This is a genomic window from Arthrobacter sp. zg-Y1171 (assembly GCF_025244845.1).
In the GTDB taxonomy this organism is placed as follows: Bacteria; Actinomycetota; Actinomycetes; order Actinomycetales; family Micrococcaceae; genus Arthrobacter_B.
The window spans coordinates 3134803-3161722 of the sequence record NZ_CP104264.1 but is presented as its reverse complement, the minus strand read 5'-3'; the positions used below and the strand labels follow the sequence as shown (position 1 = coordinate 3161722).

Genomic DNA, 26920 nt, shown 5'->3' with positions numbered 1-26920 from the left:
CGGCAGGCCTCCCGCATCTCTTGCGTAAGGCCTGCCGTCGTTCGTTTCGGCTATGAAACCGGAGCGAGCTCCGGGTAGTCCGTGTAGCCGGCGGCACCGTCGGTGTAGACGGTGGCCTGGTCGATCTCGTTCAGCGGGTGGTCCTCCTGCCAGCGACGGGCCAGGTCCGGGTTGGCGATGACCGGGCGGCCGACGACGGCGGCGTCGGCCAGGTTCTCCTCGAGCAGCATGATGGCGTCCTCGCGGCTGGTGACCGTGCCGAAGCCGGTGTTCATCAGCACCGGGCCGTCGAAGCGGCGGCGCAGGCCCTGGACCAGCTCGTCGGCCGGGTCGGCGTGCAGGATGCTCAGGTAGGCCGGCTTCAGATCGGCGATGCCGTCCACCAGGGCGGTGTAGGTGGCGGTCACGTCGGCGCGGTCGGTTTCCAGCACACCCTGGATGTTGTGCTCAGGGGAGATGCGGATGCCGGTGTGCTCGGCGCCGACGGCGTCGGCCACGGCGCGGAAGGCCTCGATGACCAGGCGCGCCCGGTTCTCCGGGGAGCCGCCGTAGTTGTCGGTGCGGGTGTTGGAGACGGGGGAGAGGAATTCCTGCAGCAGGTACCCGTTGGCACCGTGCAGCTCGACGCCGTCGAACCCTGCCTTCATCGCGTTCTGCGCGGCGGAGACGAAGTCCTGCACGACGCCGGGGAGCTCGGCTTCGGTGAGGGCGTGCGGCACGGGGAAGGGCTGCTTGCCGTCGTAGGTGTGTGCCATGCCTTCAACCGCGATGGCGCTGGGGGCGACGACGGGACGGCCGCCGTTGATGTTCTCGTGCGCGACGCGGCCCGAGTGCATCAGCTGGGCAACGATCCGGCCGCCGGCTTCGTGGACGGCGTCGGTGACGCGCTTCCAGCCGGCGACGTGGTCCTCGGTGACCAGGCCGGGCATCAGGGCGTTGCCCTGGCCGGTGAAGGAGGGGTAGATGCCGTCAGTGATGATCAGGCCCATGGAGGCGCGCTGGCGGTAGTGCTCGACCATGATATCGGTGGGCACGCCCTTGCGGTCGGCGCGTACGCGGGACATCGGCGCCATGACCAGGCGGTTGGGCAGTTCCATGGTGCCGACGGTCAGGGGGGTAAAGAGTTTCACTGAGGGGTTTCCTTCTGTTGCTTGTGCTCGGGGATCTGGGATGGCCCAAGCGGAAGTACGTCTATCGAGCGACAACCGCGGGAACGGCTTCGGATATTCCGCAGGCGGACCAGGTCACACCGGGACCGTGCAGTGGAGCCGTCCGCAACGACGCTCAGCTCGATAAAGTGTTTCTGTCCTCCACCAAGGAATACGTGGCTATCCGGTCCGTCACCGCCCATCGCACGAAGACGGTACCTTTGCACGTGCTACGGTCACCGCCGGACCCTCGCCGTGGAGGACAAGCTGACCAGCATGCCCGTCTATAGGGTGGACAGCCTGACCGACGCCTACCGGCTGGCCAAGCAGGCAGTGAAGAACGAATGGCGGCAGGCACTGACCGAACAGGACCGAACCCTTCCAGTAGCTCTCTCATGGATCGAAGCGGCAGTGCACCGCGAAGTACGGCGCCTGCAGCGCAAACACAACGAGGGCAGGAAATGGGCACCGGTACCGGCCGCCACCCTCCGCCCCGGCCGGAGGACCCTGAAAGAAGAGGGGCGCCCGGCCCGATAGATTTCCTTCGTCGGTTGCGGAGGATAGTAAGGGAAGCGGGAGCCGTGTGGTGCGGCTCCCGCTTCCACCCTTTAAAACCACCTAGCCGCAGGCAGCGGAGAAGGCTGGCGGAAACAGTCTTGGTGACCGCACGGAGCGCGCGGCCTCCCGCGCCGGCCTCAGCTGAGCAGATCGGGTCCCGTCCCGATACGATAAACGTACTGCCGGTGCGAAAGGCTCCGCAGTGCGGTGCACTGCCGCCAAACTTCTCTGGGGGGCTCTTGAGAGCATCACGATTGGCAGGCCTATTCGCGGCGACAGCAATGCTCTTGGCCGGGTGTGGCGGACAACCCGAGCAGGACGGGCACCCTCCCGCACCGACTGCCTTAGCGGAACCCAGCTCCGCATCGCCATCTCCAACAGCGAGTCTGGAGAAGGTTCGGATCCTCGACTCCTGTCTCGCCCTCTTCGATACAGGCGGATCAGCTGTTGAGGCCGACAATTTCCTGCGGACGGTCGAATCTCTCGACGCCGACACTGCTCGAGAGGCGACCGAGATCCAAGATCGGTTGGAAGAGGTGTCGGTGACGGCGCAGCCCGAACTGGCAGCAGCTATCGAGGACCTCAGCGCCGTCCTGGAGGATTTCGCCTATCAATGGGAGATTTCCGGCACCTTCAGCCTGGAACCCGACTCCTACCAAGACGTGAGGTTCGGGATCCTGGACATTTGCCAGCCGGTGGTGAACGCTGCGGATGCTGACAACAAGGCGAATCAGGAGCCCACCGGGGAGCCGGCGCCGATGCTGACCGAGGACGAGCAGGCAGAACAGGCATTCCTCTCCGGTGTCAGATCATTGCACCCGAACCTCGAGAACTTTACGGACGAGGATCTCGTCAAGACTGCACGAAACTTCTGCCTGATATACAGCAAGCCAGAGGGCGCACCCGTGGTCGAGGAGCTCATCACCAAGGTCGCCGGTCTGAAGTACTCCCTCGCAGAGCTACGGTCGATGAACTATGCAGGCGTCGAGACTTTGTGCCCCGAGCACTCGGACAAGCTCGGTTGACCAGCCGGGCCCTCCGGTCTAGGACTGGCTTACCTGCTGGTCCTGAACCACGCCGTCTTTGTGGTCCTGGACAAGGCTGTCATATTCAGGACCAGGCCCATGCTTACCGTCATGTCGGCCCAACGGTAGTGCGGCCGCCTAGCGGACAGGTCGGGTTCTAGCGGTCGTTGCAACACCCAGACTTTTGGGAGTCGCAACGACCGTGGCGTCCTTAACGAAGAAATCGCTCGAGAAGGAAAGCACCGTGCCGCGCAGTAGCCGGTGGTCCAGCTGCGGATACTGAGGAGACCGCAAGAGCCCACTGTGCGACGGCCTTGCTGCTTGAACGGTTTGGCAGCAGCGAGGGCACCCGGCCGCAGATGCGGGGACCGGCTCAATATGATGCCAACAAAAGCCAGGCAGGCACGGGCGATGTATGACGAGAAGACCTACACGGTGCAGCAGATCGAGGAGACATTTGGGGTTTCCCGGGGCGCGACCTGCCGCCACCTCGGCCAAGACATTACCGCCTAGGTAAGCGGTCGGTCGCGGTTCAGCACAGAGCGATTGTTTAGAAAGGTGCTTGGGGAGGTCGCTGATCCATTGGGGTACCCCTAGCTTGTTCGGACCCCTTTGGTGGCCACCCTCCGGCAGCCCCTAAACTCACTACAGACACCCGACCCCTACGGATAAAGGCGATGAAGCAAGCAGGAACCGGCCGGCTTCATCCCCTATTTCAGCGTCGAAGACGCCGACCAGGTCCGCGCAGCATTCCTCGCCGCGGGCCACGCCGAAGGCTACAACTCCGTGTCAGAATTGATCGAAGCAGCAGTGCAATGCACCGCGAAGTACGGCGCCTGCAGCGAAAACACAACGAGGGCAGGAAATGGGCACCGGTACCGGCCGGCACCCTCCACCCAGGCCGGCGGACGCTGAAAGAAGAGGGCCGCCAGGCAAAATAGATTTCCTTCGTTGGTCGCTGAGGACAGCAAGAAGGGAAGCGGGAACCGTGTGGTGCGGCTCCCGCTTCCACGATTTAGCCCACCAAGGTGTAGAGGCAGACAATGGAAAGCAGCTTCAGCGACCGCATTGAGGCAGAAATTCCATGCGGCACTATCTCTTCCCTTGAAGAAGAGGAACGTGCTGAGCTGGGGCGCTGGTTGGTCACTGCTGCACCCTCTGCGGGCGGCCTTCCATCCCTTAGGGGACGCCGGTAGTAGGCCACAGCAGTAGCGCTGGAGCAATCCCCGTAGAACGAACGTGTCACCCAGCTCGCTGACTTCCGTAATGCCACAGGAGGCTCCCGCACGGGTACGTAGACAGCGAAAGCCATCTCTATGGGTTTGTGCAGTACCACGGCAGGTGAACACTCTACATATGACCATAGGATTCTCGTCGTTGAGGTTGATCGAGGACCTTGTTGAGCAGTCCTTCGAGTCAGAATTCTGCTATTTTGTTAGAATTTTCAGATCGACGTCTATCCCTGCGTCACTCAACTCTCCGGCGAGCTTGCCCTTCCAATCGTTGGCAAAACTTCCGTATGGAATGTAGAGCATGCCTCTCATATCTCCGGGTTCCGTAACATCTGTGGCATGTAGGACAGCTACTCTGTCCCGTCCGAGCAATGCCATGAAGTAGCCCATCTCGAACACGACGTTCTGACGTCCACGAGGTTCAAGGTCAGTCTCAACTTTTGCCTTGCCCAAGTCATCCGCCGTCAAAAGCACCACAGCAAAGTTAACTTTATCCGCAGCGTTTTCCAACTTTTCGATCAGTGATTGACCTGAATTTCCCTGTTCGTGGAGTACGACGGCGTCCTTACCAGTGAGCCTGTTGAGGAAGAGATGAACAAAATTTTTAGCCGTCTCATCATGGCCGTGAACGATAAAGATTCTCTTTTCTTCTGGCGGCGATGTAATCGCATCCGTGCTGGGCACGCCGCCTGTGATGCTCACCGCTGGTGCGATCGAGACGCTTCCCGGACTGAGTGACTGCTGAAGGTGGGGTGCTGAGTCGATCAGTTCCACAGCAGTGGGACTGCCGTGTTCTACGGCATCCAACGGGTCTCGGGTTACCGTCGGTCCGACCTTATATAGGGGATGCCCGCTCAGCGTCCCGTCCTGTCTGAACGCGTATCCATCGCCCCTCAACACAGTGTTGTAAGTCTCCACCAATGAGGCCGCGGCGTCGCTGGAAAGTACTACCGGATGTACAGTCATCTCAAGGAAGTTGAGGAAATTCTCATCTGTACCCCACAGGAGATTGAAACGAGGATCGATGAAGATGTAATCATCCGTCCAATCATCCGGATTGTTGACGCGATGTTGAGTGACGTCACCGTATGCGTCATTGAACCGATAGTCGTTGCTTGGCAAATCCCTGAGCGGGTAGAGGCGAGCCAAGAAATCTGGCTCCGCAAGACGTCCGGACCAGGCGATGGGCAACAACGTGTACAGGTCCATAACCTTGCGTCGCGTGACCTCGGTAATCGAATTAGGCACTGCTCTGGCTACCCCTCTTTTAACTATGAGGTTGCACAGTCGCAGCTCCTCTAGTTACGAACTTTAGCCCCTTGAGGTCTAACCCTGCGGAGGGGCCGCTTGTAGGTAGAGCTCTCTTATGCGAACACCTAACGCTTCCTGAGTTTCAGATGTAGCTGTCACTGCCTTGTTCATCGCGCGGTCTGCATCTACAGCATTGCTGTGGAACATGACTGAGGGTGTTCTCAGCGCATCCCGAGTTTCCTTGAGTCTCTGCCTCAGATTGTCGTCGAATACGAGTTCAATCTCGGAGGAGAGCTGAACTGCCGCTTGGCGAAATTCTTCGTCAAGCTCAGCGCCGGTTAGATCCTCGATGCGCCGTGACGCGTAGGAACCAACTTCTTTCGCGACGGACATGTCAACGAGGTGGAATCTCATCGCCGCTCTCGCCAAGCGGTTCAACGATGAATAAGCGTTCCGTAGGACTTCGAGTTCGAACTGATCTCTCCTGTCTTGCATATTCTCTCGACGGTCCCGGATACGTATTGCGTCGTCGCGGCGAGACTGGAGGCCATTACGCAGGAGCTCGCTTGCAAGGGCTGCGGCGTATCCGATGAGCGGAAGGGCAACAGTGACCCAAAGAGGAACATCATTCATACAGTCATTATGTGCTTAGTAAGGCTATCCGTGTTCCTCCACAGTGGCACTCTCAATTGGAGGATGTAGGCGTGGCAATAATGGCATTCGCCGAATGACGTCATCAACAACCCGGAGACCACCGGCATGTTCTACCACCTACCGGAGTCGGAGAAGTGCTACGGTCCGCGGTTCAGATGCTCACCGGTTCCCGAGTTGCATTGGAGTGAGGAGGTCATAGTCACAGCGGGGAGGGTTACTACTTCTCCGGTAGGTAAGAGAGCCTCACCTCTGCCTAGACGCTGATGCCAGCGAAGGTTCCGGCATTGGGGTCCATTAGATTACCCATTTGGATAGCCACTCCTGCCTTCTTCAAAGCATTTGCGAGGCGTTCCCGGCTATCCCAGTCATCTTGAAGGGTGATCCAGTTGATACCAGCGATATCCGATATTTCCCTGGTTCGTCCGATTCGCACAAAAACGGTCCTGTCAGGAGCCATGCCTAGCGCCATTCCAGCTTCTAGCGTGACGTTCTGCCGGGATTGACCTGTGACGTTTCGTTCGTCTGGTCCGTCTTCCGGTTCTATGAACTGCTCCTTAAGTCGCGCCTCGTCGTCCGGACTAAAGAGAACGAGGATGGCCTGAGCCATGTTCATGCCGGCCTCGATAATGTCGCGGGTTTTTTCGATAGGGCTATCAACAGCGTTAGCTGCCTGAGTCCACGATATGGGCCGCGCGTCGAGGTGCTTAAGAAACTTTATGAGCTCGTCTCTGGCTGCAAGATTCCGTCCATGCACGACGAAAATTGAACGAGAGTCCTTAGTTGTGCTCAAGGTATCCCCTGCTGCTAGGAATGGTTGGTGTACACCGTCGTCATCAACGGTAAAGTTTTTTTCATACAGGCGGACCAGAAGAGGTTTAAATGTATCGTCCTGTCTTCTGCTATCTCCCTTAGGCGAAAAGTAAAAGGCTTCATTGATGAGCTCGGTTAGCTTGTCGTCAGCGTCGTGGCGCTTGGCCACGCGGCTCACTAGTTGCGTAGCCCGGTGAACTTTGTTCCCATCCGGCATTTCCCCAACATCGCCCACAAACTCACTCCATAGGACTCCGATGTCTGACTGGGTTAGTCGTTCGTTCGACCCCAAGGCTTGAATAAGTTTAGTCAAGTCACGCCGGGCAAAAATTGAAGGGGTCATTCGTCCATACTAGACAATCTTCGAGGATCTAACCCCCCGTTCCCAGTCGGCAGGCGGATCCGTATACCGCAACTCATCGCCGGGCTTTTGGTGCGATCGTTGGATGCAAGACATCTCAGGTTCATAGCGACGGTGGGTTTTTATCGAGCCCCTGGGGGAGATGGGGCCCGGGGTAGTCCACCTTAACCCTTGACGTGACCCACACCACATGGAACCCTGATCATATACGATTTCGTACTTGATCCAGGAGAGACATGGGCAACGACGCCACCACGGACACGCTGAAGCAGGCCGGCAAGGTCATCGCCGTCCACATCAACTATCCCTCACGGGCAGCAGAGCGCGGCCGCACCCCGGAACAGCCCTCCTACTTCCTCAAGCCCAGTTCCTCCCTGGCCCTGACCGGCGGCAGCGTGGAACGCCCGGCGGGCTGCGAACTGCTCGGCTTCGAAGGCGAAATCGCCCTCGTCATTGGCAAGACCGCCCGCCGCGTCTCAATTGAGGACGCCTGGAGCTACGTCGGGGGAGTGACCGCCAGCAATGACCTGGGCGTGTACGACCTGCGCTGGGCAGACAAAGGCTCCAACCTCCGCTCCAAGGGCGGCGACGGCTTCACCCCCGTGGGCCCCGCCATCCTCAACGCGGCCGACGTCGACCCCGCCAACCTGCGCGTCCGCACCTGGGTCAACGGCGAACTCGCGCAGGACGACACCACCGCAGACCTGCTCTTCCCCTTCGCCCAGCTGGTGGCCGACCTCTCCCAGCTGCTCACCCTGGAACCGGGCGATCTGATCCTCACCGGCACCCCCGCCGGTGCCTCCGTGGCCGTCCCCGGCGACCGCCTCGAAGTGGAAGTCGACGTTCCCGGCACGGACCAGACCACCGGGCGCCTCGCCACCACGGTCACCGACGGCACGACGCCGCTGGCTCCCTTCGGCGCCCAGCCTCGAATCGACGATAAGCAGCGCGAAGAAGCCTGGGGTTCCGCCGAAAAGGCCGGCCTGACCCCCAAAGAACAGCCCAAAACCCTCACCCCGGCACTCAAGGCCAAGCTGGAATCCGTCGCTACCGCCACCCTGTCCTCCCAGATGCGCGCCCGCGGCCTGAACAACGTCTCCATCGACGGCCTCACCGGCACCCGCCCCGGCCGCAAGGTGGTCGGCACCGCCCGCACCCTGCGCTTTGTCCCTAACCGCGAGGACCTCTTCAAGTCCCACGGCGGCGGCTACAACGCGCAGAAACGCGCCATCGACTCCGTGGGTGACGGCGAAATCCTGGTCATGGAGGCCCGCGGCGAAAAGGGCACCGGCACCCTGGGCGACATCCTCGCCCTGCGCGCCAAGCACAACGGCGCCGCCGCCATCATCACCGACGGCGGCGTCCGCGACTACTCCACCGTCGCCGGCATCGACCTGCCCGTCTACTGCGCCAACCCGCACCCCGCGGTCCTCGGCCGCAGGCACGTCCCCTGGGACACTGACATCACCATCGCCTGCGGCGGCGCCACGGTGCAGCCCGGCGACATCATCGTGGCCGACGACGACGGCATCCTCGTCATCCCGCCGGCCATCGCCGAGGAGCTGGTGGAGGCGTGCATCAAGCAGGAACACCAGGAAGAGTTCATTGCCGAAATGGTGAAGGCCGGCCACGGCGTCGACGGGCTGTACCCGATGAACGCCGCCTGGAAGGAAAAGTACGAGGCCTGGGCAGCGGAACAAGCATGAGCGCAGACGCCAACAGCAACGGGCGGGCCACCAGCACCGCTCCGGGCACCGGCTCCAAGTCGGAGCAGGCCTATACCCTGCTGAAGGACCGCATCCTCGGCGGCGAAATGAGTCCGGGCTACCGCCTGGTGCTCAGCAGCATCGCCACCGAGATGGGCTGCAGCGTGGTCCCCGTTCGGGAAGCCATCCGCCGGCTCGAAGCCGAAGGACTGGTGCACTTTGTCCGCAACGTCGGCGCCACGGTGGCCGGCATTGACCCGGACCTGTACCTGCACACCATGCAGACCCTCAGCATCATCGAAGGCGCCGCCACCGCCCTGGCCGCCCCGAGCATCAGCGCCGAGGAACTGGCTAAGGCCCGGGAACTGAACGCCCAGATGCGCGAGGTCCTCGACAACTTCGACCCGGTCCGCTTCACCGCGCTGAACACCGAATTCCACGCCCTGCTCTACGCCCGCTGCCCCAATCCGCACATCCTGGACCTCGTGCACCGCGGCTGGAACCGGCTGGGCCGCATGCGCTCCTCTGTCTTCCGGTACGTCCCGGACCGGGCGCACGCGTCAGTGCAGGAGCACGACGCGCTGCTGGATCTGATCGAGACGCACGCCCCGGCGGCCGACGTCGAGCACGCCGCCCGCGCGCACCGCACCAACACCCTCAACGCCTTCCTGGCCCAGAGCCACCAGCCGCCCTCGCCGATCTAGATCTTCCAAGACTCCAACGACGAAAGAGGAACACCCCATGACCACGCACTTCGTCCCCGAGAACCTCCCCACCCACATCCAGCACTTCATCAACGGCAAGTTTGTGGACTCCGCCAGCGGTGCCACCTTCGATGTCCTGGATCCGGTCACCAACAAGACCTACGCCACCGCCGCCGCGGGTCAGAAGGAAGACATCGACGCCGCCGTCGCCGCCGCCCGCGAAGCCTTCGTCAACGGCCCGTGGCCGAAGATGAAGCCGCGCGAACGCGCCCGCATCCTCAACAGGATCGCCGACGCCGTCGAAGCCCAGGAAGAGCGCCTGGCCGAAATGGAAACCTTCGACACCGGCCTGCCCATCACCCAGGCCAAGGGCCAGGCCCTGCGCGCCGCGGAGAACTTCCGCTTCTTCGCGGACCTGATCGTCGCCCAGTTCGACGACGCCATGAAGGTCCCCGGCGCCCAGATCAACTACGTGAACCGCAAACCCATCGGCGTCGCCGGGCTCATCACCCCGTGGAACACCCCGTTTATGCTCGAATCCTGGAAGCTCGCCCCGGCGCTGGCCACGGGCAACACCGTGGTGCTCAAGCCGGCCGAATTCACCCCGCTCTCCGCGTCCCTCTGGGCCGACATCTTCACCGAAGCCGGCGTCCCCGCGGGCGTCTTCAACCTGGTCAACGGCCTGGGCGAGGAAGCCGGCGATGCGCTGGTGAAGCACCCGCAGGTCCCGCTGATCTCCTTCACCGGCGAAACCACCACCGGGCAGACCATCTTCCGCAACGCCGCGGAAAACCTGAAGGGCCTGTCCATGGAGCTCGGCGGCAAGAGCCCCTGCGTCATCTTCGCCGACGCGGACCTGGACGCCGCCATCGACTCCGCCCTGTTCGGCGTTTTCTCCCTCAACGGGGAACGCTGCACCGCCGGCTCCCGCATCCTGGTCGAACGCGGCATCTACGACGAGTTCTGCGAACGCTTCGCCGCCCGCGCCAAGACCATCGTCGTCGGCGACCCGCACGATCCGAAGACCCAGGTGGGCGCCCTGGTGCACCCGGAACACTTCGAAAAGGTCGCCTCCTACGTGGAAATCGGCAAGACCGAAGGCCGCCTGCTCGCCGGCGGCGGCCGCCCCGAAGGCCTCGAAGAAGGCAACTACATCGCACCTACCGTCTTCGCCGACGTCGCCCCCGACGCCCGGATCTTCCAGGAGGAAATCTTCGGCCCCGTCGTCGCCATCACCCCCTTCGACACCGAAGCCGAAGCCCTGGACCTGGCCAACAACACCAAATACGGCCTCGCCGCCTACATCTGGACGCAGGACCTCACCCGCGCGCACAACTTCGCGCAGAACACCGAGGCCGGCATGGTCTGGCTCAACAGCCACAACGTCCGCGACCTGCGCACCCCGTTCGGCGGCGTGAAGGCCTCCGGCCTGGGCCACGAGGGCGGCTACCGCTCCATCGACTTCTACACCGACCAGCAGGCCGTGCACATCACCCTGGGCAAGGTCCACACCCCCAAGTTCGGGACCGACGACGCCGCCAAGGTCGACGGCTAACCCTTCCCCGACACTTCCCCCGCCTTTTGCAAAGGAGCAAAACCATGGAGATCGAAAACCGCATTCCCACCCCCAGCATCGCCCCGCCGGACATCGTCCGCTGCGCCTACACGGACCTGGTGGTCACCGACCTGGAACGGTCCCGGAAGTTCTACGTGGATGTCCTCGGCCTGCACGTCACCGAAGAGGACGAGAACGCCATCTACCTGCGCTCCCTGGAGGAGTTCATCCACCACAACCTGGTGCTGCGCAAGGGCCCGGTGGCCGCCGTCGCCGCCCTGGCCTACCGCGTCCGCACCCCGGAGGATGTGGACGTGGCCGAGGTGTACTACCAGGAACTGGGCTGCCGCACCGAGCGCCGCAAGGACGGCTTCGTGAAGGGCATCGGCGACTCCGTACGCGTGGAGGACCCGCTGGGATTCCCCTACGAGTTCTTCTACGAAACCGAGCACGTGGAACGCCTCACCCAGCGCTACGACCTCTACTCCGCCGGCGAACTGGTCCGCCTGGACCACTTCAACCAGGTCACCCCGGACGTGCCCCGCGGCCGCGCCTACCTGGAGGACCTCGGCTTCCGCGTCTCCGAGGACATCAAGGATTCCGACGGCGTCACCTACGCCGCCTGGATGCACCGCAAGCACACCGTCCATGACACCGCCCTGACCGGCGGCGACGGCCCGCGCATGCACCACATGGCCTTCGCCACGCACGAAAAGCACAACATCATCCAGATCTGCGACAAGATGGGCGCCCTGCGCATCTCCGACCGGATTGAACGCGGCCCCGGCCGGCACGGCGTCTCCAACGCCTTCTACCTCTACATCCTGGATCCGGACGACCACCGCATCGAGATCTACACGCAGGACTACTACACGGGCGATCCGGACAACCCGACCATCACTTGGGACGTCCACGACAACCAGCGCCGCGACTGGTGGGGCAATCCCGTGGTCCCGTCCTGGTACACCGAGGCCTCCCTGGTGCTGGATCTGGACGGCAACCCGCAGCCGCTCACCGCCCGCACCGAAACCTCCGAAATGGCGGTCACCATCGGCGCGGACGGGTTCTCCTACACCCGCCCCGACGACGACGACAGCTCCTCCGGCGAGCCCGCGCAGGGCTTCAAGATCGGCACCCAGCTCTAGACCGGGCCCGACGACGGCGCTGAAGCCGCCGTCGTCGTCGTCGCATCCTCCGAACACCAAGGAATCGCCGTGCTAGATAACCAGACTCTCCGGGCGGTGGCCGATGAGCTGCTCGAAGCCCAACGCACCCGCACTCCGGTGCCGCGCCTGACCGAGCGCTACCCGGACATGACCATCGATGACTCCTATGCCGTGCAGAACCTGTGGCGGGAACGGATGATCGCCTCCGGGCGGTCCCTGGCCGGCCACAAGATCGGCCTCACCTCCAAGGCCATGCAGGCCGCCACCGGCATCACCGAACCCGACTACGGCGTCATCCTCGACGACATGGTGCTGGAAAACGGCTGCACCCTGGAGTGGGACCGGTACACGCACCCGCGGATCGAGGTGGAGCTGGCGTTTGTGCTGGGCAAGCCGCTCTCCGGGCCGAACTGCACGCTGTTCGACGTCCTGGACGCCACGGACTACGTGGTGCCCGCACTGGAAATCCTGGATTCCCGGATCGAGATGGAGGGCCGGACCATCGTGGACACCATCGCGGACAACGCGGCGATGGGCGCCATGGTGGTCGGCGGGAACCCGGTGCGGCCGGCCGACGTCGACCTGCGCTGGGTGTCGGCCCTGCTCTACCGCAACCAGGGCATCGAGGAAACCGGCGTCGCCGCCGGAGTGCTGAACCATCCCGCCGCCGGCGTGTACTGGCTGGCGAACAAGCTCGCCGTGCACGGCACCTCGCTGGAGGCCGGGGAAATCATCCTCGCCGGCTCCTTCACCCGCCCGATGTGGGTATACAAGGGCGACACCGTCTTTGCCGACTACGGACCGTTGGGAACCATCACATGCCGCTTCGAGTAGAAGAAACCTTCGCCGCCCGGCTGGCCGCCGGGGGCCGGCAGACCGGCATGTGGGTCTGCTCCGGCAGCCCGCTGGTCGCCGAAATCTGCGCCGGGTCCGGGCTGGACTGGCTGCTGATCGACGCCGAGCACAGCCCCAACGGGATCGAGTCCCTGCTGGCCCAGCTGCAGGCCGTGCATGGCTATCCGGTCACCGCGGTGGTCCGCCCGCCGATTGGGGACGCGGTGCTGCTCAAGCAGTACCTGGACCTGGGCGCGCAGAACCTGCTGATTCCCATGGTCGATACCCCGGAACAGGCCGCCGAGCTGGTCCGGGCCGTCCGGTATCCGCCGCTGGGCATCCGCGGGGTGGGCAGCGCCCTGGCCCGCGCCTCGCGCTGGAACCGGATCGAGGGGTACCTCGAGAATGCCGCCGAGTCCGTGACGCTGCTGGTGCAGATCGAGACCGCCGCCGCCGTCGAAAACGTGGAGGCGATTGCCGCCGTCGACGGGGTGGACGGGCTGTTCATCGGGCCGGCGGACCTCGCCGCGTCCATGGGCCACCTCGGCCAGCAGGAGCATCCCGACGTGATTGCCGCCGTCGAGCACTGCATCCGGATGGTGAAGGCCGCCGGGAAACCGGTGGGCGTGAACGCGTTCGCCGAGGCCACTGCCCGCCGGTATATCGACGCCGGCGTGGACTTCATCCTGGTGGGTGCCGACGTCGCGCTCCTGGCCCGGGGCAGCGAAGCCCTGGCTGCTAAATATCTCCCTGCCGCGGATGACGACGTGCGCGCGAGTTACTGACTTAAGCCTGCGGACGGTGGCGGACCCCTTTGGTGCGGCGGCGGAGCGGGGATAAGGCCTGCCCCGGCTGGGGTGCATCAGGGCGCTTCCACCGTCGAAGCCTCCTGCGGCAGCATGTTCTCCCGTGGGATAAACGTGCGGCCGCGGGCAGGCTTCTCACCGAAGGACCGGAACACCAGCGGCAATCCGCGGGCGGTCCACGGGTCGGCTCCGTCCATGGCCTGCACATGCACGTGGGGCTGGGTGGAGTTGCCCGAGTTCCCACAGTCCCCGAGCTGCTGGCCTTCGCGGACCTGCTCACCGGTGCCAACCCGGATCGAGCCGGAGCGCAGGTGCATCACCCCGACCACCGGGCCGCCGTCGGACGTCTCGACAAGGACGTAGTTCCCGGCAATCGCCCCGGCGCCCTGCCGCAGCCGCGCCTGCTGGCCCAGCAGGTAGGGGATGAGGGCCAGCTGCGACCGGCGGGCCTCGTGGTCCGCTTCGCCGTCGTGCACGGTAACCACCTGTCCGCTGACCGGAGCCAGGATCGGGCGACCGAAGGCGAAGAACAGCTCCGGCGGCTCGGTGCCGAACGCGGTACGCCAGCTGACCGCGGGAGCCGACCGGCCGGCGTCGTCCACGCCCACAAAGTCGATGGCGTAGGTAGTGGCGAGCAGATGCGTGCCGTGGCTGGGCACCCGCCGCAGGGGACTGTTCTGCACCTTCCATTTCCCGGTGAAGGGGAGGGAGACCTCCAGCGGGGTGTCGGGGGTGTTCATCATGGTTCCCTTTATAGGCACGCCGCCCCTCGTGCACGATGACCTGCGCGGTTTCGGGTTCGAGAAGGGCGGGGAGACTGCCGCGGACACGGGGTTCGGACCTAACCTGAAAGCGCACGGAGGGTGCGGGCTGGTTGGCACCGTAACTCCTGGGCAACTTCTCCGGCATAGGTCCACCGAACAGGCGAAGCACCGTCAGGGCTTCGCCGCAACAGGGAGCATCCATATGTGCACAGGCATCAGGTTCTCGGACGGCAGCGGCAACCTCTATTTCGCGCGTAACCTCGACTGGACGTCTGACTTCGGGGAGCGGGTGGTGGTGACGCCCACCGGGTACGCCACGAAGTCGCCCTTCGGGGCGGTGCCGAAGATCCAGCATGCCGTCATCGGCATGGGCATCGTTCAGGAAGACACGCCCCTGTACTTCGACTGCGGAAACGACGCAGGCCTGGCCGTCGGCGGCCTCAACTTTCCGGGGTACGCGGAGTACGCGTCCGAACCGGCCTTCGGCGCGGTGAACGTCGCCGCCTTCGAGTTTCCGCTCTGGGTGGCCTCCCAGTTCTCCACCGTGGACGAGGTCGAGGCCGCACTGGACGACGTCGTGATCGTAGACAAACCGATCAACGAGAAGTACCCGAGCTCGCTGCTGCACTGGCTGATCGGCGACTCGACGCGATCCATCGTGGTGGAGTACACACACGACGGCATGCACGTCTTCCACGACGACGTTGACGTCCTGGCCAACCAGCCCGGCTTCGGCTGGCACCACGAGAACCTGCGCAACTACCTCAATGCCTCGCCCGATTTCCCCGAGGAGGTTGTGCTCAACCAGGCACACTTGGCCCCGTTCGGCTCGGGGTCGCTGATGCGGGGGATCCCCGGCGACTACTACTCGCCGTCGCGGTTTGTGCGCGCGGCCTACGTCCACGCGCACTACCCGCCCAAGACGACGGAAGAGGACAACGTCAGCCGCGCGTTCCATACCCTGCAGGGGGTTGCGATGGTGGACGGCAGTGCGGCCATGGGCTCGGGCGAGTTTGAGAAGACCACCTACACCGGGCTCTTCTCGTCCCGGACGATGACCTACTACTGGAATACCTATGAGGATCCGGCGATCCAGAGCGTCGCGCTGGCCGACCATGCGGCCGACGGAACGGAGCTTGTGGTGGTGTAGGGCTTCGAGGGGTACCCGAAACCCGCTGTCCCGTGTAGATTACTTCGCATGCGAAATAATAGTGTGTCAGCCGTCACGTCCGAACGGATCAGCATCCCCGTCCCTGCGGGCGGCGCGCTCGCCGGCACCCTGCGCCTGCCGGACGACGACGCGCCCCGCGCCGCCGTCGTCATCCACCCCGCCACGGCGGTGGCCGAGCGGCTGTACACCGGCTTCAGCGAATACCTGGCCGAAAACGGGTACGCGGTCCTGACCTACGACTACCGCGGAACCGGTGCCTCCGGCAGTCCGAAGGCCAACCGGAAGCTGCGGATGCGCGACTGGATGGGCCAGGATGTGCCCGCCGCCGCGGACTGGATGGCCGCGCGGTTCCCGGACCTGCCGCGCCTGGCCGTAGGGCACAGTATCGGCGGACATGCGATGGCCCTGAACAACGGCACGGACGGACTGCTCGGATTCGTGGCCATCGCCTCGCACGCCGGCGTCACCAAGACCATCCAGGATCCGAAGGAGCGGCTGCGCGTGGGACTGGTCCTGCGGGTCCTCGGCCCGCTTACCGGCCGGCTGCTCGGCGCCGTGCCGGGCCGGAAAATGGGCCTGGGTGAGGACATGCCCGGCGGCGCCATGCTCGAGTGGAGCTCCTGGTCCCGCCGGCCCAACTACTTCTTCGACGATCCCAGCATGGACGCCGCCGAACGCGCAGCCCGGGTCAAGACCGAGGTGCTGTCCATCGGCTTCACCGACGACCTCTGGGCCACCCCGGGACAGATCAACGCCATCTACAGCCGGCTCACCAACGCCCCGCTGGAGCGGCGTACCTACTCGCCCGACGACGCCGGGGTACCCACCATTGGGCACATGGGCTTCTTCCGACGCGGCGTCAAGGACAAGCTGTGGCCCGAAGTCCTCGCCTGGCTGGACGGGCGGATCGCGAACCGGACATGACCGCGGGAGGCAACGGCGGAACGGGTGGCGCTGGTCGGCGTCCGCCGCGGCTGATCTTCCTGACGCTGACCGCCGAGCGAAGGCTGCGGCGGTGGATCGGACGCCGGGGCGAGGACCGCGGACTGAGCGCACCGGCCGCCGGGGTGCTGCTGTATCTGGCCACCCGTCCCGGCGCGAGCACCGGCGAGGTGGCCGAAGCAGTGGACTCCTCGCCGGCCGGGCTGAGCGGGCTACTGTCCCGGCTGGAAAAGGCCGGACTCATCACCCGTGCACCGGATCCGGCCGACCGCCGGACCATCCGGGTGAACCTGACCGCCGACGGGAAGGCCGCGCTCGGCGTCGTGCAAGCGGCCCTAAGCGAGTTGAACGGGAAGATTACCGACGGGTTCAGCGCCGAGGAGCTGGCCGTCGTCGCGCGCTGGCTGCAGCATGTGGGCCGGGTGCTGGACTAGGCCGGGTCCGCGAGTGACAGCCCGCTGTCTGCAACGTCCTGGGCAAGCCGGATCGTCGCCTTCCACCCCCACACGGAGGTTGTCCTGCCCACATAGAGCGGGCCGTACCACCGCTCCTGCCCTGCATCGTTCGGCTCTGCATTCCCGATCACCTGCAGGTGACCTTCGGTGAAGATCTCGATCCGGGTCAACGCCCGTTCCAGCGGGACGAGTCCCGCCACCTCGGCGGTGCCGGGCGCCGATCCGCCGCGCCAAGGCAGCAGGGCCACGATGAAATTCTTGCGCTTCAGAGGCCGGACTTCCACGACCTGCAGGCACGCCCAATTGCCGGACAGGCCCTGTACGGGGACCAAGTCACCGACCATGAGCGAGGTGGCGGACGTCGGCGAGAAAGGGAACGTTCTGGGGGTCATTGGGGTCATTGAAGGCTCGGGCCGATCCGGCTCAGACCGCTCCCGGGCGGAAACCCCGGTAGCCAAGTGCCGCGGCGAAACCGAGCCAAATGGCACCGGAAACGTAGTCGAACCATTCGGACGCGTTTCCGAAAGCGAGTATTGAGAACATCAGCATGGCGACCGCACCACAGAAATACGTGACGGCGTCACTTGAGCGGTTGTCGGATTCGGTACCCCCGGGAATTGTCATGCTCGGAAGAATACCTTGCTGCCCATGATCGGGTGACAGGTCAGGGGTTCGATTCCCCTAAGCCTGTTGAACGGAACCGGGGGAGGCCCCGCTTAGGATGGGCGCATGCGCCAAGACCCGAGCGACTGGACTCCCCTGAGCACCGAGCGACTGCTGCTGCGCAGGCTTGAACGGGCGGACTACGATGCCGCCGTCCGGATCCACACGGACCCCCGGACCAACCGGCACAATCCGCATACCCCCACCGTGGAATCCGTGACAAGGAGCCTGCAGGATTTCCTGGACCACTGGGACCGGGAGGGCTTCGGCTACTGGGCGGTGGCCGAACACGAGGCGCCGGAGACCGTCGTCGGTTTCACCGGACTGCAGCGCGCCGTGGTGGACAGCCGGACCATCCTGAATCTGTACTACCGCTACGACCCGGCGGTCTGGGGCAGGGGCTACGCGAAAGAGGGAGCGGTTGAAGGGGTGCGCCTCGGCCGGAAGCTGATGCCGGAGCTGCCGATCCTGGCCCGCACGACGACGACGAACACCGGCTCCCAGCGAACCGCCCTCGCCGCCGGACTGGGGCACTTTCCCGGGTTGGACCGGGAGTATGCCGGGGTGCCGGAGATGTACCTGGCCCTGGGCTGGCCTGGGATCTCCGGCGGAGACCCGTCCTAGCGGTTGGGAAGACTGCGGCCGGTCCTGCCTCGGTTCCTGGTTTCCATTCCCGCAGCGTTTCTGGATACCCGCAGAGTTTCTGGTTAACAGCCGGCCCAGGTGTTCTTTTGTGGGGCCCGCACACGTGGTTATCCGTTTCGCAAATACGAGGTATCCCAATTAGTCTCTTCCTCACATAGTCCGGCTCCTTCACAGTGGTTGCAACGTGATGTACGTCACGTTCAACTTTGACTGTCAATGGAGACCCGATGAGAAGCACGAAGCCGAGAATGAAGGTCCCGGGCGCACTCAGCGCCTTGCTGATTGCCAGCCTCGCTCTGGCATCCTGCAGTACGGCAACTGCAGAGAATGAACCCGCTGACACACAATCCGCTTCGGCAGCCACCTCCGGGAACACCGACGCTTTGGCCGCCGCTTATGAAGGTACGGTTGGCACCCCGCCCACCGAATCGGTTCCAGTCCCTGAAGGCCTCACGGCCTGGATTGTCTCCTGCGGGCAGTCACAGGTGACCTGCTCGACACCTGCCCAGGCAGCAGCGGATGCAGCGGAAGCCATCGGCTGGCAAAGCAACATCTGTGACGGCCAACTCAATCCCAACGGCTGGGCCAGCTGCATCCGTCAGGGTGTGGGTGCCAACGCGGACGTCATCCTTGTGATGGGCCAGGACTGCTCCAGTTTCCAGGGCCCCCTCGAGGAAGCCCGCGCGGCAGGAATCACTACGGTCGGGGTCGGTGCAAACGACTGTGACATCGACGGCGGTGAGCCGCTGTACTCCGGCATAACCCAGAAGCTGGACGGACTGGACAACGAGCAGTGGTGGAACATGGTCGGCCAACTGCAGGCAGACTGGCTGATCGGCCAGACCGACGGCGATCTGAAGCTGCTGGAAGTGACGTTCGCCGACGCCAGGTTCGGGCCCTGGATCAGCGACGGCCTGAACGCCGAACTTGCGGACTGTGACACCTGCGAAGTCGTGGGAACACTGCAGCTGAGCAACCAGGACGCAGCGACCGGCACCATGGCGCAGAAGCTCTCCACCGCCCTGCTCCAGGCGCCGGACGCCAACGCCGTCTCCGTTCCGCTGGACGGCTGGTTCCTGGCAGGTCTCTCGCAGGCCATTGTGTCTTCCCAGCGTTCTGACAAGCTGGCCGTCATCGGCACCTTCGGCCAACGCAGCAACCTGGACCTGATTGCGGCAGGCGAAGGACAGGATGCATCAGTTACCTTCAGCCTGGAGTGGGACGGCTGGTCCGGTGTGGACACCGCTCTGAGACTGCTGGCTGATCAGGAGATTGCCGCCTCCGGCGTCGGGCTCCAGGTGGTGGACGCGGAAACCAATATGCCCGCCGACGGCACCTCCTTCACGTACAACCCGGAAATCGATTTCAAGCAGGCCTATCTGGAGGCTTGGGGCAAGTAGTGGCTGCTCATAACGAAAACCGCCGTTCCGTGCCCGCGGCAGCCGCGGGCACGGAACGTGCGGATGACCAAGCAGGGACCGTTGCCTTGGCCGCACACGGGCTGGTGAAGTCATTCGCCGGCGCCAAAGCGCTCTCGGGTGTGGACCTGACGGTCAACGGCGGAACCATCCATGCGCTGCTCGGGGGCAACGGGTCGGGCAAATCGACACTGATCAAGTGCCTCGCCGGCGTCTACCAGGCCGATGCAGGCACGATCAGCATCCACGGAGAAAACCTTCCGGCCAGGCAGGTGACCCCGCGCCGCGCCCGTGCCGCCGGACTGAGATTTGTTCATCAGGATCTTGGCCTGTTCGACTCCCTGAGCGTGGCGGAGAATTTCGCGCTGGACGCGGGTTTCCCCACCAATCCGCTGCACGGAATCCGTTGGCGCGAATTGCAGAACCGGGTGGACGGGTTGCTGGCGCACTACGCCATAGCGGCCCGGGCAACCGACAGATTGGGTTCGCTGCGGCCCAGCCAAAAAACCATGGTGGCCGTGGCCCGAGCCCTCGCCGACCAGCAGGACAGCGAATACACGCTGCTGCTGGACGAGCCGACGGCGTCTCTCGCTGAGGACGAGTCCAGGGAACTGATGGCGGCACTGCGCTCCCGGGCCAACCACGGGCAGACAATCGTGCTGGTGACGCACCGTTTCCGTGAAATTGAGGAAGTTGCAGACCACGTAACAGTGCTCCGCGACGGCATCGTTGCCGGCGGCGGACCCGTGGCCGATACGTCCATCGCTGCCATCGTGGACATGATGTCGGGCGCCGGACCCGCTGGACCGGCCAGCGCCGCCGGCAATGACGCGGTGCTTCGAACTCCGGCGCCACCGGCCCCGGGCACCGGCGCGCAGAGCCCCCTCTTTGAAGGCAGGGACCTTTCCCGCTACCCGCTGACAGACGTAAACCTCTCGGTGGCATCCGGTGAAATCGTGGGCCTGGCCGGACTGGCCGGGTCAGGCCGCTCCACCGTCCTGCGCGCGATTTTCGGAGACACCTCCCTGACCGGCGGAAGCATGAGCCTGGCCGGTGCACCCCATGAACCGTCCTCTCCCGCGGACGCAGTCCGTTCCGGCGTCGTCTTCGTACCGGAAAACCGCCACCGGGACGCGGCCTTCCTGGACCTCGGAGTACGGGAAAACGCCTCCGCCACCGTCATCGGGCGCTACTGGCGCAGGCTCGTGATGAACCTGCGGATGGAACGCGATGAGACCCACCGGCTGCTGGCCGACCATTCGGTTCGCGCTGACGGAATAGAGATCCCGATCAGCAGGCTCTCCGGCGGCAACCAGCAGAAGGTGATCCTGGCACGCTGGTTGCGGCGAAAACCCCGGCTCCTCCTGCTCGACGAACCAACGCAGGGAGTCGATGTGACCTCCCGTCGGGATATCTACCGGTCGCTGCGGGACATCGCGGCACAGGGGTGCGGAGTGCTGGTGGCCTCCAGCGACCTCGACGAACTCGCCGAGCTGTGCGACCGGATCCTGGTCCTGGTGGAAGGCCGTATCGTCGCCGATCTTGACCCCGCGGACACCGGACGCAGCACGCTTGCCGCTGCCGTGATGGCCGCAAATCACCCCGTCCGTGCCCCTCAAGAAGGATCAGAAGACTAATGGACAGCAGCCACGCACCGGCGGGATCCCTCGAGACCCGGAAGGCCAAAGTCTCCGGCCAGGCCGGGGCGGAAAGCTCCCGGGCCCGGCCACAACGCAGGGAGGGAAGCCGGCTTCTGGGCGCGCACCTGGAACGTTTCGCCCTGCCGCTGCTGCTGGTCCTGATCATCGCCTTCTTCGGCGTTTTCCCGGCCAGTTCCTCCATCTTTCTCAGCGGAGCCAACGTCTCCGTGGTGCTGGCCAACCAGTCCGTCGTTACCCTCGTCGCCCTCGCCCTGATATTTCCCCTTGTCGCAGGACACTTTGATTTCTCGGTTGGCGGCATCGCGGTCCTGAGCAGCGTAGTCACGGCGGCCTCCATGGCGCATTTTTCGCTGCCGCTGTGGCTGTCCTGCCTACTCGGAGTGGCAGTAGCTGCGGTAGTGGGCGCGGTAAACGGGCTCCTCGTTGCACGCTTTGGGATGAACGCCTTCGTCTCCACCCTTGGCATGGCCACACTCCTGGGCGGACTCATCCAGTGGTACACCGGCGGGCTGGCCATCATCGGCGTGGATCCGGCGTTCACGACGTTCGGCAGCAGCAGCTGGCTGGGCCTGCCGCGGGTGGTGTTCGTGGTGGCAGTGCTCGCTTTCCTGGCCTGGTATCTCCTGACACATACTCCCTTCGGCCGCGCCCTCTACGCCATTGGGTCCAACAACCGGGCCGCCGTCCTGGTGGGCCTGCCGCTGCGCCGGTACACCCAGACCGCCTTTTGCCTCTCCGGCACTCTGGCAGGGCTGGCAGGAGTCATCCTTGCGGCACGAACGGGCGGGGCCAATGCGGACAACGGAACCTACCTCCTTTTCCCTGCCCTGGCAGCTGTCTTCCTGGGAGCAACCGCCATACTGCCGGGCCGCTTCAACGTGGTTGGAACCGTGTTCGGAGTGCTGTTCGTGGCGGTCAGCGTCAGCGGCCTGACACTGAGCGGCGCTGCCAACTGGGTGGACCAGGTCTTTAACGGCATGGCGCTTCTTGTCGCCGTCGGGCTGTCCAGTTATCTCGGCCGGCGCCGTTCGGGCCAAGGGACGTAGTGGAAGGACAGCTCAACCGCCCCGATGGGAAGAAGACGAGCCAAGTAGCCGCTCGCCTATGCTGTCCCGCATGAAGTCCATCGATCTGAACCTCCTACCGACGCTTCAGGCCCTGCTCCGGCTGCGCAACGTCTCGAGGACGGCGGAACACCTGCAGCTGAGTCAACCGGCTACAAGTGCCGCCCTTTCCCGGCTGCGCCGCTATTTCGACGACGAGCTGCTCGTCCGTTCCGGCAGGCACTTCGAGCTGACCCCGCTGGCGCAGGATCTGGTCCCGCTGGTGGACGAAGCGCTGCAGGGCCTGGACCGGGTCACCGGCATCCGGAGCAGGTTCGATCCCTTCACCAGCGACCGCGAGTTCACCATCGCAGCATCGGACTACGCAGCAACGGTGATCCTGGAACCGCTGCGCGGCATCCTGCAGGTCGAGGCACCCGGTGTCAGCGTCAACGTTGTCTCGGGAGATGCGATGCCCCTGCATCAGGCCGATTTCACCCGCTGCGACCTGATGGTCGGACCCACCGGGTACTCCCTGCCCGGGGAGAAAAAGGCGGTCTTCCGGGACAGCTTTGTGGCGGTGGTCGATTCCGGGAACCCCATCCTGCAGGCGGACCCCCTCCGTGCGGAGGACCTGGGCCGGCTTCCGCACGCGGTGGGCAACTTCGGCGCCTCGATCAAAACCCCTGCGGACCTCTTCTGGGAAACCCTGGGAATTCAACGCCGGGTCGCCGCGCAGGTATCCGGGTTGCTTGCCCTCCCGCTGCTCGTCGAAGGGACGGACCTGGTGGCGGTGGTTCCGAAAATGCTCGCCCTCAAATCGCAGCGGGGAGCAGGGATTTCGATCATCGAATTTCCCGCGGAAACGGAACCCGTGCTGGTGGAGGCCATGTTCTGGCACCCCAGCCGGGCCGAAGACCCGGCGAGCCTGTGGCTCCGTTCCGTGGTCCAGCGCGCCTGCGCCCAGCGGCACCCGGAGAGCACCGTCGTGACCCGCCTGGCGGAGGTCAGCGGGCCACCGCAGCCCTGACGTTCAGCCCCGCGCCGCCGCGGCCCTGACGTTCAGCCCCGCGCCGCCGCGGCGCCGTCGTAACTGCGCGGCAGGCGCTGCCGGGGCCGGGCACGCACCAGGGTGGATGCTTCACGACGGGGTCCCACGGTGTTCGTGATGGTGCCGATGCCCTCCACCGTCATACTGACGCTGTCCCCCGTCTGCAGGGGAGGCGGAGCCTGATCACCGAGACGTCCCCACAGTTCGGCAAGACAGCCGCTGCCGCAGGTGCCGGACCCCAGCACGTCGCCCGGAAGCACCCGGGAATCCTGCGACGCGTAGGCCACCAGCTCGGCAAACGGCCAGCCCATATTGGACAGCAGATCCTCTCCGACCCGAGACCCGTTAACGACCACGCTCATCTGCAGGGCCAGGAACCCGTCGGAGTCGTGCCGGTGGGCGAATTCGTCGGCAGTGACAATCCACGGACCCAGGGTGCCGGCGAAGTCCTTTCCCTTGCACGGACCCAGGCTGACCTTCATCTCCCGGCGCTGCAGGTCCCGGGCGGACCAGTCGTTAAAGACTGTGTAACCGAAGATGTGCTGCTGCGCCTGCGCTGCGCTGAGGTTGCTGCCGCTGCTGCCGGGAACCCGCCCGATGACGGCGGCGACCTCCGTCTCGAAATCCAGTTGGCTGCAGCCGGCCGGGATGGGAATCTCGTCACCCGTGGCCCGGATGGTGTGCGGATTGCTGAAGTAGAACGTGGGGGCCTGGTACCACTCCTCCATAACGCCGGGCGGCGCGCCGTCGATGCTGATCCGCATCCCCTCCACGTGTTCCTCGAAAGCAACGAAATCGCGCAGGGTGGCCGGCACCAGCGGAGCCAGCAGCACCACGGCGGACAGCGGCGCGGACGAGGCGGCTCCGATGACCCGTTCCGCGGTTGCCAGGGTCTCGTCCAACCCGGCCCCGAGCAGGTCGTTGGCAGTCTGTCCTCCGGGAAGCCCGTAGGCCCGGTCCTCATGGATGAAGCCGGAGCGGACCTCACCGCCGTCGTTCCAGCGTGCGAGCTTAACCATCGATTTCAATTCCTTCCCTGGGTGCGGCACCACTGGCGCCGGCCTCGGCACGGCCGGCCCGGATCCCGAGCGCTGCGGCATTGCCGGCGAGGAGTGCCTGTTCCTCCCCCACGGACAGACCGGCGGCCCGGACGTCCCCTATCGGGTCCTCTGAGCCCATGTCGAACGGATAGTCGGAGCCCAGCAGGATCCGGTCCGCCCCGGCGGCCCCGGCCAGTGCGCGCAGTTCAGCAGGACTGTGGGTGAGCGAGTCGAACCACAGGCGGCTGATGTACGACGACGGCGGGGCAGCGCACACGCGTGCGTCCGGCCTGACCCGCCAGGCATGGTCGGACCGGCCGAGCGTGGTGGGCAGGTAGCCGCCGCCGTGCGCCGCGATGATCCGCAGCTCCGGGTAGCGGTCCAGCACCCCGGCGAAGATCAGGTGGGAGAGGGCAACGGCGTTCTCCGCCGGCTGCGAGACGGTATTCGCCAGGTAGAACCGGTCCAGCCGCTCATCCAGCGAGCAGCCGAAAGGGTGCAGGAAAACGAGCGCTCCGAGTTCTTCGGCCCGGGCCCAGAAAGGCTCCAGGCGGGCGTCGGACAGTTCCACGGTCCCGGCGTTCGGTTCCTGCCCGGGGAGACGGTCGAATCCGGGGGCGTAGGACCCGATTTCCACCCCCAGCAGGCCGCAGTCCAGCACCGCATGCTCCAGGGCCGCGACCATGGCCTCCGGATGCTGCAACGGAACCAGTCCCAGCCCCGCAAGCCGGCCTGGGGCGGACGCCACCAGCTCCATGACCGCGGTGTTGGCACGGCGGGCGATTTCCCCGCCGAGCTCCAGGCCGGCGAAATAGTAATAGTGCGACGGCGAGGGCGAGACCAGCTGCACGTCGACTCCCGCGGCATCCATGTCCGCGAGCCGCCGGGACAGGTCCACCAGCCGCGGCCAGCGTTCCCGGATCATGGCGCCGGAGATTTTCACCGATTCGGGTCCCTGCCGGCGGGCATCGAGCTCCTGTGCAGCAGCAAACTCCGCCGGAGCGCAGGCCGCCACATACTCCTGCAGCGCCGGAAGGACCACGTGGGCATGGACATCCACCACCGCGGGCAGGGACTCTTTTCCGGTCATGCGGGCTGGCTCACGGTTGCCGCTACGGTAGCGATCACGCCCGGGACGTCGGCGTCCCGCATCCGTCCTTCGAGCATCCACTGTCCCAGCTGCACCGATCCGCGGATGACGGTGCGGGCCCGTTCCAGCCGTCGCTGCGTGAAGGCCGTCCAGAGCGAGTCATCCAGCGTTTCCCGGCTGGTCAGCAGATCCGCCAGGACCGCCCCGTCTTCCACGGCCATGGCCGCACCCTGGGCGATGGTGGGCGGGCAGCTGTGGGCGGCATCGCCGATAATCACGGCCCTGCCGCGGTTCCAGGGTCCGTCCACCAAGTGCGCAGTGAACCGGGTGTAGTTGATCCGCGCACTGTGGTCCAGGCTGGCCCGGATCTCCGTCCACGGCCCGCCGTAGGCTGCCGCGAGTCCGGCCATGATCTCCGGTCCGTCCTCCACCCTGCGCTCCTGGGCGTCCTCGACCAGATAGGCATACATGCTGTCCTGGCCGGTGGGGCAGTACCCGGCAATGTAGCAGGGCCCGCCGTAGGTCAGATCGGTGCGGACCACATCGGCCGGCCGGTCCACGAACGCCCGCCAGATTCCCATTCCGGTGGGCTCCGGCTCGGTGGTGATCCCGATCGCGGTCCGCACCGCCGAGTGCAGTCCGTCGGCGCCGATCAGCAGGTCATAGGTGAGGCGGTCGCCGTCGTCGGTAATGACGGTGACTGAACCCGTGTCCTGTTCCACCCCCTTGAGCCGCCTGCCGTAGCTGATCCGTACTCCGGCATCCGCGGCGCGGCGCCGGAGCGCGTCGGTAAGGTCCGGCCGGTACATGCCCAGGGTGGCGGGCAGATCCGGCCCGCCGGTCCGGACGTCGTCAACCACGGACAGCACTGTTCCCGCCGGATCCGGTGCGCGGAAGCCGAGCTCGCTGAAGGCGAAGCCCTTGGCGGCAATTTCGTCCCAGATGCCGAGCTGCCGGAAGATCCGCAGGGCGTTGCCCTGCAGGGTGATGCCGGAGCCGAGCGGGGACGGGGCCGCTTCTTTCTCCAGGACTTCCACGTCCACCCCCGCGTCGGCCAGCAGAATCGCCGCCGTTAACCCGGCTGCGCCCGACCCGACAATGCCTACCCTGTTCACAGCTGCCATGATGCAAACTCCTTTGTTTTCATTCCGGCGGATTATGTAGCGG

The 26920-nt window shown here is 65.0% G+C and carries 27 protein-coding genes; 17 read left to right on the top strand and 10 right to left on the bottom strand.

Going from position 1 to position 26920, the window contains the following annotated elements:
• Positions 1–50: 50 nt before the first annotated feature.
• Positions 51–1130, bottom strand: a complete 1080-nt coding sequence (locus N2L00_RS14865; RefSeq protein ID WP_255862363.1) for an alkene reductase — start codon at positions 1128–1130, stop codon at positions 51–53.
• A gap of 294 nt (positions 1131–1424) precedes the next feature.
• On the opposite strand from N2L00_RS14865, the gene N2L00_RS14860 reads away from it, so the two are divergent.
• From N2L00_RS14860 to N2L00_RS16235, 3 genes are all read left to right on the top strand, one after another.
• Entirely contained in the window at positions 1425–1685 is a 261-nt protein-coding gene (locus N2L00_RS14860; protein WP_255862364.1) for a ParB family protein, read from the top strand.
• Between the two features lie 275 nt (positions 1686–1960).
• A complete protein-coding gene (locus N2L00_RS14855; protein ID WP_255862365.1) occupies positions 1961–2731 on the top strand; it encodes a hypothetical protein in 771 nt (256 codons plus the stop codon).
• A gap of 705 nt (positions 2732–3436) precedes the next feature.
• On the top strand, positions 3437–3646 hold the full coding sequence (locus N2L00_RS16235) for a ParB family protein (RefSeq protein ID WP_308219725.1): 210 nt from the start codon (positions 3437–3439) through the stop codon (positions 3644–3646).
• A 512-nt stretch (positions 3647–4158) separates the two neighbouring features.
• On the opposite strand, the gene N2L00_RS14845 is transcribed toward N2L00_RS16235, so the two are convergent.
• The 3 genes from N2L00_RS14845 to N2L00_RS14835 all read right to left on the bottom strand — a co-directional run bounded on the left by N2L00_RS14845 (position 4159) and on the right by N2L00_RS14835 (position 7021).
• Positions 4159–5211: a TIR domain-containing protein gene (locus N2L00_RS14845; RefSeq protein WP_255862366.1), complete on the bottom strand. Its 1053-nt coding sequence runs from the start codon at positions 5209–5211 to the stop codon at positions 4159–4161.
• A 78-nt stretch (positions 5212–5289) separates the two neighbouring features.
• The gene (locus N2L00_RS14840; RefSeq protein WP_255862367.1) at positions 5290–5847 is read right to left on the bottom strand and encodes a hypothetical protein; all 558 of its coding nucleotides are present in this window, start codon (positions 5845–5847) and stop codon (positions 5290–5292) included.
• Positions 5848–6121: 274 nt separating this feature from the next.
• Positions 6122–7021: a TIR domain-containing protein gene (locus N2L00_RS14835; protein WP_255862368.1), complete on the bottom strand. Its 900-nt coding sequence runs from the start codon at positions 7019–7021 to the stop codon at positions 6122–6124.
• A gap of 254 nt (positions 7022–7275) precedes the next feature.
• Between N2L00_RS14835 and N2L00_RS14830 the strand changes: the two genes are divergently transcribed.
• The 6 genes from N2L00_RS14830 (at position 7276) to N2L00_RS14805 (ending at position 13789) form a co-directional block, all read left to right on the top strand.
• Entirely contained in the window at positions 7276–8745 is a 1470-nt protein-coding gene (locus N2L00_RS14830) for a fumarylacetoacetate hydrolase family protein (RefSeq protein WP_255862369.1), read from the top strand.
• A complete protein-coding gene (locus N2L00_RS14825) occupies positions 8742–9449 on the top strand; it encodes a GntR family transcriptional regulator (protein WP_255862370.1) in 708 nt (235 codons plus the stop codon). The genes N2L00_RS14830 and N2L00_RS14825 overlap by 4 nt, the downstream gene beginning before the upstream one ends.
• Before the next feature lie 37 nt (positions 9450–9486).
• Positions 9487–11004 (top strand): 5-carboxymethyl-2-hydroxymuconate semialdehyde dehydrogenase, encoded by a 1518-nt coding sequence (hpaE, locus tag N2L00_RS14820; protein WP_255862371.1) that lies wholly within the window; start codon positions 9487–9489, stop codon positions 11002–11004.
• A 50-nt stretch (positions 11005–11054) separates the two neighbouring features.
• Positions 11055–12149, top strand: a complete 1095-nt coding sequence (hpaD, locus tag N2L00_RS14815; RefSeq protein ID WP_255862801.1) for a 3,4-dihydroxyphenylacetate 2,3-dioxygenase — start codon at positions 11055–11057, stop codon at positions 12147–12149.
• 69 nt (positions 12150–12218) lie between these two features.
• Positions 12219–13004, top strand: coding sequence for a 2-oxo-hept-4-ene-1,7-dioate hydratase (gene hpaH, locus N2L00_RS14810; RefSeq protein ID WP_255862372.1), 786 nt, complete (start codon positions 12219–12221; stop codon positions 13002–13004).
• Positions 12989–13789 carry an HpcH/HpaI aldolase/citrate lyase family protein gene (locus N2L00_RS14805; protein WP_255862373.1) on the top strand — a complete coding sequence of 267 codons (801 nt, stop codon included), beginning with the start codon at positions 12989–12991 and terminating at the stop codon, positions 13787–13789. Before hpaH ends, N2L00_RS14805 begins: the two co-directional genes overlap by 16 nt.
• Positions 13790–13866: 77 nt before the next feature.
• Here N2L00_RS14805 and N2L00_RS14800 read toward each other — a convergent pair whose 3' ends face one another.
• Positions 13867–14553: a M23 family metallopeptidase gene (locus tag N2L00_RS14800; protein ID WP_255862374.1), complete on the bottom strand. Its 687-nt coding sequence runs from the start codon at positions 14551–14553 to the stop codon at positions 13867–13869.
• Between the two features lie 223 nt (positions 14554–14776).
• On the opposite strand from N2L00_RS14800, the gene bsh reads away from it, so the two are divergent.
• The 3 genes from bsh to N2L00_RS14785 are packed head-to-tail and all read left to right on the top strand — an operon-like array spanning position 14777 to position 17121.
• On the top strand, positions 14777–15724 hold the full coding sequence (bsh, locus tag N2L00_RS14795) for a choloylglycine hydrolase (protein ID WP_255765274.1): 948 nt from the start codon (positions 14777–14779) through the stop codon (positions 15722–15724).
• 48 nt (positions 15725–15772) lie between these two features.
• On the top strand, positions 15773–16669 hold the full coding sequence (locus N2L00_RS14790) for an alpha/beta fold hydrolase (protein ID WP_255862375.1): 897 nt from the start codon (positions 15773–15775) through the stop codon (positions 16667–16669).
• Positions 16666–17121 carry a MarR family winged helix-turn-helix transcriptional regulator gene (locus N2L00_RS14785; protein WP_255862376.1) on the top strand — a complete coding sequence of 152 codons (456 nt, stop codon included), beginning with the start codon at positions 16666–16668 and terminating at the stop codon, positions 17119–17121. The genes N2L00_RS14790 and N2L00_RS14785 overlap by 4 nt, the downstream gene beginning before the upstream one ends.
• On the opposite strand, the gene N2L00_RS14780 is transcribed toward N2L00_RS14785, so the two are convergent.
• Complete coding sequence (locus tag N2L00_RS14780; RefSeq protein WP_255765271.1) at positions 17118–17534, bottom strand: hypothetical protein; 417 nt, start codon at positions 17532–17534, stop codon at positions 17118–17120. The two genes, N2L00_RS14785 and N2L00_RS14780, sit on opposite strands and share 4 nt — an antisense overlap.
• 31 nt (positions 17535–17565) lie before the next feature.
• A complete protein-coding gene (locus N2L00_RS14775; RefSeq protein WP_255765270.1) occupies positions 17566–17766 on the bottom strand; it encodes a hypothetical protein in 201 nt (66 codons plus the stop codon).
• 105 nt (positions 17767–17871) lie between these two features.
• On the opposite strand from N2L00_RS14775, the gene N2L00_RS14770 reads away from it, so the two are divergent.
• The 5 genes from N2L00_RS14770 to N2L00_RS14750 all read left to right on the top strand — a co-directional run bounded on the left by N2L00_RS14770 (position 17872) and on the right by N2L00_RS14750 (position 23602).
• Entirely contained in the window at positions 17872–18429 is a 558-nt protein-coding gene (locus N2L00_RS14770) for a GNAT family N-acetyltransferase (protein ID WP_255765269.1), read from the top strand.
• 248 nt (positions 18430–18677) lie between these two features.
• Complete coding sequence (locus tag N2L00_RS14765; protein ID WP_255862377.1) at positions 18678–19850, top strand: substrate-binding domain-containing protein; 1173 nt, start codon at positions 18678–18680, stop codon at positions 19848–19850.
• Positions 19850–21505, top strand: a complete 1656-nt coding sequence (locus tag N2L00_RS14760; RefSeq protein WP_255862378.1) for a sugar ABC transporter ATP-binding protein — start codon at positions 19850–19852, stop codon at positions 21503–21505. Before N2L00_RS14765 ends, N2L00_RS14760 begins: the two co-directional genes overlap by 1 nt.
• Positions 21505–22575, top strand: a complete 1071-nt coding sequence (locus N2L00_RS14755) for an ABC transporter permease (RefSeq protein ID WP_255862379.1) — start codon at positions 21505–21507, stop codon at positions 22573–22575. Before N2L00_RS14760 ends, N2L00_RS14755 begins: the two co-directional genes overlap by 1 nt.
• Before the next feature lie 70 nt (positions 22576–22645).
• Positions 22646–23602, top strand: coding sequence for a LysR family transcriptional regulator (locus N2L00_RS14750; RefSeq protein WP_255862380.1), 957 nt, complete (start codon positions 22646–22648; stop codon positions 23600–23602).
• 32 nt (positions 23603–23634) lie between these two features.
• Here N2L00_RS14750 and N2L00_RS14745 read toward each other — a convergent pair whose 3' ends face one another.
• From N2L00_RS14745 to N2L00_RS14735, 3 genes are read right to left on the bottom strand one after another with little or no spacing between them, the layout of a single operon-like run.
• A complete protein-coding gene (locus tag N2L00_RS14745) occupies positions 23635–24642 on the bottom strand; it encodes a fumarylacetoacetate hydrolase family protein (protein ID WP_255862381.1) in 1008 nt (335 codons plus the stop codon).
• The gene (locus tag N2L00_RS14740) at positions 24635–25753 is read right to left on the bottom strand and encodes an amidohydrolase family protein (protein ID WP_255862382.1); all 1119 of its coding nucleotides are present in this window, start codon (positions 25751–25753) and stop codon (positions 24635–24637) included. Before N2L00_RS14740 ends, N2L00_RS14745 begins: the two co-directional genes overlap by 8 nt.
• On the bottom strand, positions 25750–26877 hold the full coding sequence (locus tag N2L00_RS14735; protein WP_255862383.1) for an FAD-dependent monooxygenase: 1128 nt from the start codon (positions 26875–26877) through the stop codon (positions 25750–25752). Before N2L00_RS14735 ends, N2L00_RS14740 begins: the two co-directional genes overlap by 4 nt.
• Between the last annotated feature and the right edge of the window lie 43 nt (positions 26878–26920).

Coding starts and splice junctions, on each gene's coding strand:
- N2L00_RS14840 (WP_255862367.1), bottom strand. CDS start 5,847: ATGAATGATGTTCCTCTTTGGGTCACTGTTGCCCTTCCGCTCATCGGA.
- N2L00_RS14860 (WP_255862364.1), top strand. CDS start 1,425: ATGCCCGTCTATAGGGTGGACAGCCTGACCGACGCCTACCGGCTGGCC.
- N2L00_RS14805 (WP_255862373.1), top strand. CDS start 12,989: ATGCCGCTTCGAGTAGAAGAAACCTTCGCCGCCCGGCTGGCCGCCGGG.
- N2L00_RS14825 (WP_255862370.1), top strand. CDS start 8,742: ATGAGCGCAGACGCCAACAGCAACGGGCGGGCCACCAGCACCGCTCCG.
- N2L00_RS14770 (WP_255765269.1), top strand. CDS start 17,872: ATGCGCCAAGACCCGAGCGACTGGACTCCCCTGAGCACCGAGCGACTG.
- bsh (WP_255765274.1), top strand. CDS start 14,777: ATGTGCACAGGCATCAGGTTCTCGGACGGCAGCGGCAACCTCTATTTC.
- N2L00_RS14790 (WP_255862375.1), top strand. CDS start 15,773: ATGCGAAATAATAGTGTGTCAGCCGTCACGTCCGAACGGATCAGCATC.
- N2L00_RS14765 (WP_255862377.1), top strand. CDS start 18,678: ATGAGAAGCACGAAGCCGAGAATGAAGGTCCCGGGCGCACTCAGCGCC.
- N2L00_RS14755 (WP_255862379.1), top strand. CDS start 21,505: ATGGACAGCAGCCACGCACCGGCGGGATCCCTCGAGACCCGGAAGGCC.
- N2L00_RS14780 (WP_255765271.1), bottom strand. CDS start 17,534: ATGACCCCCAGAACGTTCCCTTTCTCGCCGACGTCCGCCACCTCGCTC.
- N2L00_RS14735 (WP_255862383.1), bottom strand. CDS start 26,877: ATGGCAGCTGTGAACAGGGTAGGCATTGTCGGGTCGGGCGCAGCCGGG.
- N2L00_RS14835 (WP_255862368.1), bottom strand. CDS start 7,021: ATGACCCCTTCAATTTTTGCCCGGCGTGACTTGACTAAACTTATTCAA.
- N2L00_RS14775 (WP_255765270.1), bottom strand. CDS start 17,766: ATGACAATTCCCGGGGGTACCGAATCCGACAACCGCTCAAGTGACGCC.
- N2L00_RS14800 (WP_255862374.1), bottom strand. CDS start 14,553: ATGATGAACACCCCCGACACCCCGCTGGAGGTCTCCCTCCCCTTCACC.
- N2L00_RS14740 (WP_255862382.1), bottom strand. CDS start 25,753: ATGACCGGAAAAGAGTCCCTGCCCGCGGTGGTGGATGTCCATGCCCAC.
- N2L00_RS14830 (WP_255862369.1), top strand. CDS start 7,276: ATGGGCAACGACGCCACCACGGACACGCTGAAGCAGGCCGGCAAGGTC.
- N2L00_RS14750 (WP_255862380.1), top strand. CDS start 22,646: ATGAAGTCCATCGATCTGAACCTCCTACCGACGCTTCAGGCCCTGCTC.
- hpaE (WP_255862371.1), top strand. CDS start 9,487: ATGACCACGCACTTCGTCCCCGAGAACCTCCCCACCCACATCCAGCAC.
- N2L00_RS14785 (WP_255862376.1), top strand. CDS start 16,666: ATGACCGCGGGAGGCAACGGCGGAACGGGTGGCGCTGGTCGGCGTCCG.
- N2L00_RS14745 (WP_255862381.1), bottom strand. CDS start 24,642: ATGGTTAAGCTCGCACGCTGGAACGACGGCGGTGAGGTCCGCTCCGGC.